We start from the raw sequence: 7,917 nt of genomic DNA on the forward strand, positions 1-7,917 counted from the left end.
CCTTGGGTGCTGCCGGTTTGTGTACAACTGGGCGCTTGCCCGCAAGAATCAGGCGTATCATGACGAGGGGATCAGCCTGATTCTTGCGGGCAAGCGCCCAGTTGTACACAAACCGGCAGCACCCAAGGTGCTGGGCGATCAGGGGTTCCTGATCCTTCGTCGGATACAGCCGGTACCTCCGCAGCATGCGATAAGATCATGTTGACCCTCCGCCGGCATAAAGAAGGGCCGTGCGGCGTGAACGTGAAGAAGGGGCGCCGCTCTCACCTCCCCCCTCGCTAAGGGACCCCTCTCGCTCGATGCCCGCCCTCGAGCCCCGCAGAGGTAGAAGATCCGGTCCTGCGCTAGAGGAGCTCGTTCCTCCTCAAAAACTCCCGGATCTCGCGTGACGCAATCCAGCCCTTATCGAGCTGCCGGACGATACTATTGATCCGTTCCACCTGCTCCCGGATCCTCTCTGACGCTTCGTCCTCATCGATCAGGTCGGCCGTACCGAGGATCACCTGTAGGGGCAGGCGGATATGGTCGGCAAGGATCGCGAACTGCTCGATGTTCTGCTCGATCTGGGTGAAAGCCTGCTGTCGCTGGTCTTCCATCCGCACGCGGTCCGTGACATCCTGGATCTGCACCAGGATGCCCTTGAGGACCCCAGTCTTGCGGTCGTGCACCGGGCTTGCGTGGACATCAACGTAGATCGTCCCGGTGCGGGTCGTTGGGTAGGTGCCGTCTCGCCGAGCAAGATCCAGGTCGACAGGGATAGTGTAGTGCGCCTCATCCCCGCGCCTGAACCGCTCCCAGGCCCACGCGGGGGTGCTCGGGTCCTCAAAGAGATTATACCCAATTACATCGCGTCTACCTGGTATTCCGAATATTGCCAGGCTCGCCCGGTTGATATGGAGCAGCCTTCCCTCGGGGTTGTAATACTCGATCCCGATGGGAGACTGGTTGAAGAGCCTCCGGAACCGCTCCCCGTTTCGCCGCAACGCCGCTTCATACCGTTTCCTCCGGGAGATATCGCGCATGGTGACCTGCACCATTTTCTTGCCGCTATAGGCCACCGGAGAGGTAGCCGATTCGACAGGCACAGCGCTTCCGTCAAGCCGGAGGATCTGCACCTCCTGAGGCAGGGGGATCTCTCCACTGATGACCTCCGACATCCGTGCCCGGATCTGGTCGCGGTTGTCGGGATGCACACGGTCGATGAAATTCATCCCCACCAGGTCTTCCGGTCGTTCGGCACCGAAGAGGGCCCCGGCAGCGGGGTTTGCGTAGAGGAACGTCTTGGTGTCGTGGACAATGATGGCATCCCGGGCCGTCTCAACGAGCATCCGGTACTTCTCCTCGCTCTCCCGCAGAGCCTCTTCGGTCTTCTTCTGTACGGTGATGTCATTGACAATAAGAGCGAGCTGGTTGCACTGCGGCCGGTAAGCCCGCACCTCGTAGTATCCGTCGAGCTTTTGGCAGTGTGCCTCACCGTGTTCGGGTGTTCCGGTCTTTGCGACCCGGCAGAGCATGGCCCGGAGTTCAGGGGAGGTGCCGGGGAAGAACTCAAAGAAGGTCTTCCCGATGACCTCGTCTCTCCCGTATCCGATCTCCTCCTCAGCCCGGCTGTTGATCGCGATACACCGGTAATCAACGGGCTCTCCGAAGTTGTCGCGGACGGTCTCCATCAGGATAATAGATTCCAGTATCTGGTCAGAGAGGAGACGATGCTGTCTTTCAAGTGACTTAAGCGCTGCTTTCGTCTCCTCTCGTCCGATAACATTCCCGATCATCACGGCGACCGTATGCACGAAATTGCGCTCCTGCGGCTTGAAGAGGTCCCGGGTGCCCCGCGGCAGGGGACCCTGGTACTCGACCTCAAGGTAGCCTGCGACCCCCCTCTCGGCGGGGAGTGCGGCAACGATCCTCCGGTGATTGTCGTCACCGGTCATGAAGACAGCCCCGCCGATTATGATCCGTGCAGATATCAACTCTGGATGCCGGAACCCGTCGGGCATCCAGGCGACCACCTGCCGGCAGATCTCCTGCAGGTTCCCCTCCCCCTGCGCGATAACCCCGGAGATCCTGGAGAGGGTCTCCATCCTCCGTGCCTGTCTCTCCCTCCCCGGGGCACGCGGTTGCAGTTTTTGTTGACCATCGAGGTTGACCCCGGCCCAGAGGAGGACCTCCCCTTCATCGTTCCTGATAGGCATGCCCCGGCTTTGAATAGTATGGTACTCCCCATCGGTGCCAAGAACCCTAAACTCGCGATTCCAGCATTCACCGGAAGCGATGCAGCGTGCGCGGTCGGCCAGCACCGCCCCCATATCTTCGGGATGGAGGAGGCGTAGCCACTCAGGCTGCCGGCACTCGTCAATCGTCATCCCGATGAGGTCAAGGAACGAGTCAGAGATGTGGAGGATGTCACCCTCGGGCCCGGCTATCCAGATGCCATAAGGAATCGATTCGTTGACTGCCGGGGGGATAGCCCCCGTTTCGTCCGGATCGCGGGGAGCGGGAGTCTTGGTGTGAGGGGATTCTTTTATGGTATCCATCGGCGGGTCTCTCCAGCCGGCCAGGGAGCCCCACGCGGTCTCTTCGGGGTAGACGGTCTCGATGGATCGGCAACCGGGCGTTCTAACGCTTCAGGGTTTGCCGGGGAGTTCCATCTTCAATACTAGAGAGATTCTCCGTGACTATAAGGGTTACCGATGCCGGATGGGACAACAGAGCAGTCTGGCGGGGAGAGAATAGGTGAATAATAGGGAGGGAGAGTTTTGAGGCTGGTAGGGTTACCACGCCTCAGGGTATGCCATATTCGTGTAGATGTCCTCGAGCCGGGCCTTATGCCCCTTCTCCATGTTTGCAAGCTGCTCAAAGACCATCTTCTGTTCCATACTGGTGCTGGCACCGGCAAGCCGGGTGTACATCTGCGCGGCGTGTAGCTCTTTCTTGATGGCCAGGAGCAGGCCCTCGAGCGGCTTCATATCAACCGAGAGCTCGGGCTCTTCGATGGCATCGGTGACCTTGTAGTCCTTGACCGCCTTAAACTGCATCTTCTCGACGTTGCCGAGCAGCACGTTCTGGAGGTACTCCCGGTGGTGCTTCTCGTCCTCTGCGAGGTCAAGGAAGATGGTCTTCAGGTTTCCATCCTTTACTCTCTCAGCCACCGACTTGTAGAAGGTGTATGATTCCACTTCGCTGTCGATTGCGTTTGCAATGATCTTCTGAAAATCTTCGGATCTCATGGTTGGTAACTCCTTATTCTGTGTTCTCCGGGTCTTTCGGGCCGGTTGCACATTGTTCGTATTGTTCGTATATTTGCGAACATAATATGATATGGAGACAAAAGATTTATGGTTTTCGTTTTGATTCTGGCAGGAAACCTGGTGCACGAGTTCCCCGCCCGCCGGGAGAAAGGCGCGTTGCGGTGAGTATCCGCCCGGGGAACAAAAGAGCGCCGGTGCCTGTTCCCCACCCCCCGGGACGGGGGCAGGTATAAGAATGGCCCTGGCACGGGCCTTCCCCGGGTTTGTCCCCGGACAGTGGACCGTGGTGGCTATCGCCCGGGGGGGAGGGGCTGACGGGGAGGGGGGCTTGACCCTCTCCCCTATCTCACCGGGTAGCGAGACTCGTAACCCCACCCCCCCGGGGCGGGGGCAGCGCTTCGCAATACCCGGTGGGAAGCCGCACCCGCCGTTCTGACGCCCGGATTGGCTCAACTCTCCGTAAACGTCCGTAAGAGTGCTCTAAACCATGTAGACCTTCAATCGCCGGACACCTGGGAGACGATCTCTGCAGTATTGGGATCTTTCAGGAGGACCTCCCCGGGTCAGACTTTTTGTTTTTCCGGGCCAACGGGTATACACGAGAGGGGTTGATGGTGCAGGACAGGAACATGGGTGCTCCCCGACGGGTTGTCGAGGTTGTGCAGGACAGGCATGGGAATCTGATCGAGATATTTGACCCTCCTTTCTACCGGAAGGAGTTTGAGGACGCATACCGTTTCATCATCGACGATTATCTGGTGGCACCGAAGGAGATCGGTCTCTTCCTGCCCTGTGCCGTGCGGAAACCCTACAGCCAGAGCCCGAGCCACAAACTCTTCCGCGGGATCATCGATGGCGTCCTTGACCCGAAGGACTACCATATCGTCATATTCGGCACCTGCGGGACCGTCCCTGCGGAGCTTGAGTGCATGTACCCTTTCCGGAACTACCACTACATGCTCGGCAAGACCACAGATGGGCGGATCCGGCGGGACTTCCACCGGATCGAGGTCTACCGGCTGAAAGGCTACCTCGAAAAGACCCAAGACGCCTACCGGCACCGGCTCGCCTACTGCATAGGGCCGTTTCGGAAGGCGATGGTTGAGGCGTCAGAGGAGACCGGGATCGTCGTCGACCTGCTGCCTTCCGACCCGATGATCGAGCGGCTCTACGATATTGACTGCCCGTTTCCCGAGGGCAGCCTCTCGATGCAGGGGTATATCGACGAGTTCCGGGAGGGGCTCGTGAGGCTGTCGCGGTCGCTTGCGGGGAGCAGTCGGACCTGATCCGGCGCGCGGCAAAAAACAGTTATTTGGGTTTATAGTAGCCCCACTTCTCAAGGGCTTCCCTGAGTTCGGGAGCCTTCTTCGTCTTCTCCTCGAGGGTCTCGCCCTCGCTCCAGGCCTCAATTGCCTGCATGGTGGCCATGGCGCCGGCCCGCGTGCCCTTCGGGTGGCCGTGGATGCCGCCGCTCACCAGGAGGACGAGGTCGCTGCCGTAGATATCAAGGACGTCCGGCACGAGCCCGGGGTGGAGCCCGCCCGACGAGACCGGGAACGCACTCTTGATTGCGCCCCAGTCCTGGTCGAGGGCCATGTGATCCACTGCGTTCGTATGCTTCTCCCGGACCATATCGGCAAGCACCGTAGCCTCCGCCTTCGTGCCGACCAGTTTCCCGACGGCGGTCCCGGTGTGGATCTGCGCAACACCGATGAGCCGCATGATCTTCGCCAGGAACTGCATCGTGATCCCGTGCTTCTCATCCCGGTCGAAGGCTGCGTGCATCGCCCGGTGGGCGTGGATCGCAAGCCCGAGGTCGGAGCAGTGGTCCCGGAGGGTCGCGACCGCGGCGGTCCCGGTCACCACAACATCGATCATGGCGTAGTTCCAGCCGTAGTCTGCGAGCATCTCCGCCCGCTTCTTCATCGTCTCCGTATCGGCCGTGATGTTGATGAACGCGGACTTCACGTCACCGGTCTCCTGCTCAGCCCGGTCACGCATCGTTGTCATGGCCCGGACACGGTCCTCGAACCGGTTGAACGAGAGAGATGTCAGGTTCTCGTCGTCCTTCACGAAGTCAAACCCGCCCATCCAGGTCTCATAACCAACCTCAGCGTGCTCCTCTGCGGTGAACCCCACCTTCGGCTTCGGCACCGCCCCTGTGAGCGGCCGGCCATGGACCTTCATCATATCCCGGATCCCCTCCATGCCGAAGTGCGGCCCCTTGAAGTGCCGGAGGTAGTCGGCCGGGAGCGAGGCGTCGATCAGCCGCAGGCTCTCGAGCGCCTTCATCCCAAAGACGTTCCCGGCGATGCCGCTCAGGAGCTGGGGAGCGTTGCCCTCCTCCCAGAGGGCGAGGGGGTATGCGATCTTCACATAGTTCCCTTCGATCTCAAACGCCTTCGCCTGGAGGTCCCGCATCCGGGGGGGCATGGTAAAGAGCGTTGTCCAGGTCCCGGTCGAGCTCTCGGATGCGATTCTCCCGACCGCCTCCTCCCTGCTGATCCCGGGTGCGGGTTCGAAGTAGTAGAGGGCTACGAGCTCATCCGGGCCGGGAGTGTGGTCTGTGTCAACAAATTCTTCATACCAGTCAATCGCCATATCATCGCCTCATGAAGGAAGGGGCGCGGTGATAGAAATATCTTCCATTTGAGGTAGTGGGCTATTGCATCTCATATTCCGCACCTCCTTCACGAAGTCCGTGGGGCTGTTGACGAGCCGCCTCACGCCTAGTGCAGCGATGACCGATCGGTTTTCGCCCGATCTTGATACTTGCGCGTCCCGGCGCCACACCCGGGCATCACCACGCACTGCCTTGCTCCGGGGACGGGGGTTTTGTGGGTCGTGCCTCGTGCGGGGGGGGCTCGCCCCATTGGCGCGAACGTTCGGTATGGAGACTCGTGAGGATACCGTCCAATTCAGGAGACGAACGTCGGTTTCGGGCACTATTGACCGGTCTGCGGTCAAGAGTCCACCTCCTCGGAAAACGGTCGTGATCCTTGTCGGGGGGCACTCGGTGAGCGCCCGACCGGTTCGCTCCGGGGTTTCATCGTGCCCGGGCAGGGTGGGGGGTTCGCGGTACCGCCGCATGCGGTGAGGGGGCGAGCCCCCTCCCCTGCCCCCCACCCCCGGGGGTGATATCCACCACGGTCCCCTGCCCGGAGAGCGTAGTCTCATGGTTGTTGCATGGGCACCATTGCCTCACGCGAGCGGTTGGTGATCCGCACCAGAACCCACAAAATAAGATGATATGGTCCACTACAGTATTATTTCATCTAATATTGTCCATGCAATACCATCTCACGCGTGGCTTTCCGTGTGCGGTGGCGATCGCTCACCCCGCATCAGGACCCGCAACATAAGGTGAAATAGTCCACTAGAACCCTCAAAATTTAATACAGTGGCGCGGGCCCACACCATGCCCCCGGAGAGCAGGCGGGATGGCCCCGGGTAATTGTTACAATTTTTACTGCAGATCATAATAGGTAAAATTATTATATACTAAGTTCATACTATTATGTGGCCAGGTAATGCTCGTGGTGGAACCCTGCCTGTGCCTCATCAGCATCTGTCCTCAGAGTGGGCTACTGCACGTCCTTCCATACACCCCTCACAAACTTTTTTCGGTCCGCATCACTCGGAAACCTCAGCGAGGATCTTCTCTATCCGGTCCACCTTCGCCTCAATCCGCTCCATCGACTGCTGCAGCGCCTGCAGTTCGACGTCCTTCCGGTCCGCACCACCCCCCACCTGCGCTTCTACCCACTCCTTGAGCCGCACGACAATGATGAGGAGGAGCGTAAGGACGGCAAGCAGCGTTATGACGTGGACGGACCCGGCGAGCATGGTATTCCAGAACTTTGAGCCGGCAATTGCGCCGACCAGGCTGATCAACAGCAGTGCAATCACGGCGCCCCACAGCACCTTCAGGTAGAGTTTCCATCTATCCTGTTTCATCTTCTGACCTCGGTAGTGACACGATCAGATCCAGGTTCAGCACCAGCTCGAACGGCACCGCCCGGTAGTACCTCCGGAGGTACGGCGGCTCATCCGACGTCCTGCTCTTCCCCTCCGCAAGACCGAGTTTCTCGAGTTGCTTGAGGTAGATCGCGACCAGAGGCCGCGATATGCCGAGCTCCCCGGCGATCTCACGGGCATACTTCTCCTCAGCCGAGATCGCCTGGAGTATCGCGAGCCGCTGCTCGTTTCCAAGCAGGGATAGCAGCCGTGCCAGTTCAGGGAGGATGCTGAAAGATAATGTCAACATGTGTTTATTATTTTTTACACATATGAATATTACGATACCACACCGCATGCACGGCTCAGGTCCGGGGGCAGGACAACAATCGCTCTCCCATTTGCATGAGAGAGGCTGCACGGGTGAAAAAAAAGTATTTTCCCGGCCAGTGGACCGTAGTGGTTATCACCCCGAGAGTGGCGGCAGGGGAGGGGCTCGCCCCATTGGCGCGAACGTTCGGTATGGAGACTCGTGAGGATACCGTCCAATTCAGGAGACGAACGTCGGTTTCGGGCACCATTGGCCGGTCTACGGGCAATCGTCCACCTCCTCGGAAAACGGTCGTGATCCCGGTCAGGGAGCATGCGATGAGAGCCCGACCGGTTCGCTCCGGGAGGTTATCATGCCCCGGGTATCGCCACACACTGC

Annotated in this window: 6 protein-coding genes and 1 pseudogene; 1 reads left to right on the forward strand and 6 read right to left on the reverse strand. The window is 59.7% G+C overall.

What is annotated here, in order from left to right; translation table 11 throughout:
* Positions 1-121: 121 nt before the first annotated feature.
* The 3 genes and pseudogenes from BP858_RS12265 to BP858_RS03515 form a co-directional block, all read right to left on the reverse strand.
* Positions 122-187, reverse strand: a pseudogene (locus BP858_RS12265) (helix-turn-helix domain-containing protein); the annotation flags it as partial.
* Positions 188-344: 157 nt separating this feature from the next.
* Positions 345-2,537, reverse strand: a complete 2,193-nt coding sequence (locus tag BP858_RS03510) for a PAS domain S-box protein (protein WP_062265311.1) — start codon at positions 2,535-2,537, stop codon at positions 345-347.
* Positions 2,538-2,774: 237 nt separating this feature from the next.
* Positions 2,775-3,230: a ferritin-like domain-containing protein gene (locus BP858_RS03515; protein ID WP_062265308.1), complete on the reverse strand. Its 456-nt coding sequence runs from the start codon at positions 3,228-3,230 to the stop codon at positions 2,775-2,777.
* Between the two features lie 632 nt (positions 3,231-3,862).
* On the opposite strand from BP858_RS03515, the gene BP858_RS03520 reads away from it, so the two are divergent.
* Positions 3,863-4,537 carry a DUF5591 domain-containing protein gene (locus tag BP858_RS03520; RefSeq protein ID WP_062265305.1) on the forward strand — a complete coding sequence of 225 codons (675 nt, stop codon included), beginning with the start codon at positions 3,863-3,865 and terminating at the stop codon, positions 4,535-4,537.
* Between the two features lie 22 nt (positions 4,538-4,559).
* Here BP858_RS03520 and rbcL read toward each other — a convergent pair whose 3' ends face one another.
* The 3 genes from rbcL to BP858_RS03535 all read right to left on the reverse strand — a co-directional run bounded on the left by rbcL (position 4,560) and on the right by BP858_RS03535 (position 7,518).
* Positions 4,560-5,852, reverse strand: a complete 1,293-nt coding sequence (gene rbcL, locus BP858_RS03525) for a type III ribulose-bisphosphate carboxylase (protein ID WP_214167059.1) — start codon at positions 5,850-5,852, stop codon at positions 4,560-4,562.
* A 1,032-nt stretch (positions 5,853-6,884) separates the two neighbouring features.
* Positions 6,885-7,208, reverse strand: a complete 324-nt coding sequence (locus BP858_RS03530) for a hypothetical protein (protein ID WP_062265302.1) — start codon at positions 7,206-7,208, stop codon at positions 6,885-6,887.
* Positions 7,195-7,518: an ArsR/SmtB family transcription factor gene (locus BP858_RS03535; RefSeq protein ID WP_062265299.1), complete on the reverse strand. Its 324-nt coding sequence runs from the start codon at positions 7,516-7,518 to the stop codon at positions 7,195-7,197. The genes BP858_RS03530 and BP858_RS03535 overlap by 14 nt, the downstream gene beginning before the upstream one ends.
* Positions 7,519-7,917: the final 399 nt, after the last annotated feature.

The organism is Methanoculleus sp. UBA413 (genome assembly GCF_002502935.1).
Lineage (GTDB): Archaea > Halobacteriota > Methanomicrobia > Methanomicrobiales > Methanoculleaceae > Methanoculleus > Methanoculleus bourgensis.